Annotated in this window: 1 protein-coding gene; it reads left to right on the top strand. The window is 71.9% G+C overall.

Annotated elements, in window-relative coordinates:
- Window positions 1–1,248, top strand: a 1,248-nt coding sequence (locus tag M3148_RS16880; protein ID WP_251305893.1) for an IS1380 family transposase, incomplete at its 5' end; no start/stop codon positions are given.
- Window positions 1,249–1,422 lie beyond the last annotated feature (174 nt).

The raw sequence follows: 1,422 nt of genomic DNA, 5'->3' as shown, positions 1-1,422 counted from the left end.
GTGCACGACCCCGCGAAGGTCGTGCTGGACCTGGCCGTGACGCTCGCCCTGGGCGGGGAATGCCTGGCCGACATCGCGCTGCTGCGCGCCGAGCCCGGCGTGTATGGACCGGTGGCCTCCGATGCCACGGTCTCGCGGACGATCGACGCCCTCGCCGCGGACGCCCCGGCGGCACTGAAGGCGATCGACACGGCCCGGGCGGCGGCGCGGGCGCGCGCGTGGGCGCTGGCCGGGGGCCAGGCACCCGATCACGGCGCCAGCGCCAAGACGCCGCTGGTCATCGACCTGGACGCCACCCTCATCACGGCGCACTCGGACAAGGAGCAGGCGGCGCCGACGTTCAAGCGCGGGTATGGGTTCCATCCGTTGTGTTCCTTCGTCGACCACGGCGCGGGTGGGACCGGTGAGCCGCTGGCGATGCTGCTGCGACCCGGGAACGCCGGGTCCAACACCGCCGCCGACCACATCACCGTCATCAAGGCCGCCCTGAAGCAGCTGCCCGGCCACCGGCCCGGCACCCGGCCCGGGAGGAAGGTCCTCATCCGCACCGACGCCGCCGGCTGCACTCACGACGTCGTGGAGTGGATGAGCACGCAGCGGTTGTCGTACTCGGTCGGGTTCACCCTGCCAACCCACACCGCCGACCTCCTCGCGCACATCCCCGAGGAGGTGTGGGCGCCGGCCTACGACGCCCACGACGAGATTCGCGACGGGGCCTGGGTCGCCGAGCTGACCGACCTGCTCGACCTCTCCTCCTGGCCGAGAGGGATGCGGGTCATCGCCCGCAAGGAACGACCCCACCCCGGCGCGCAGCTGCGCCTGACCGACATCGACGGGCACCGCATCACCGCGTTCGCCACCAACACCCGCCCCGGCGGGCCAGGCTCCCAGCTCGCCGACCTGGAGCTACGTCACCGCCGCCGGGCGCGCTGCGAGGACCGCATCCGCACCGCCAAGGACACCGGCCTGCGCGCGCTGCCTCTCTATGACTTCACCCAGAACGAGATCTGGCTCGCCATCATCGCCCTGGCCGCCGAGCTCACCGCCTGGCTCCAGCTCCTCGCCCTGACCGGGCACGAGGCCAGACGCTGGGAACCGAAACGGTTGCGGCTGCGCCTGTTCACCATCCCCGCCACCATCGCCCGCCACAGCCGGCGCGTCCTGCTCCACCTCACCGCCACAGCACCGTGGGCCAACCTCGCCCATCTCGGTTTCACCCGGCTGCGAGAGCTCGCCGTCCCGGGCTGACCACTGGCCCTGACTCATCACGACGACTCTTCCAGCAAGACCCCCGGCCGGAACCGGCGCCCACCCGAGGCGAGACCCGGGCCACTGTCACACCCAACTGACAGAATCGACCTCAGGCCGGCGCTTCACGCAGCTCCCACCGACCACGGCCGCCTCATGAAAGATCCGGGCTAG

The organism is Georgenia satyanarayanai, from assembly GCF_023715365.1.
GTDB lineage: Bacteria > Actinomycetota > Actinomycetes > Actinomycetales > Actinomycetaceae > Oceanitalea > Oceanitalea satyanarayanai_B.
Note: the sequence above shows the minus strand (reverse complement) of the source record. Positions and strands in the feature narration are given on the sequence as shown.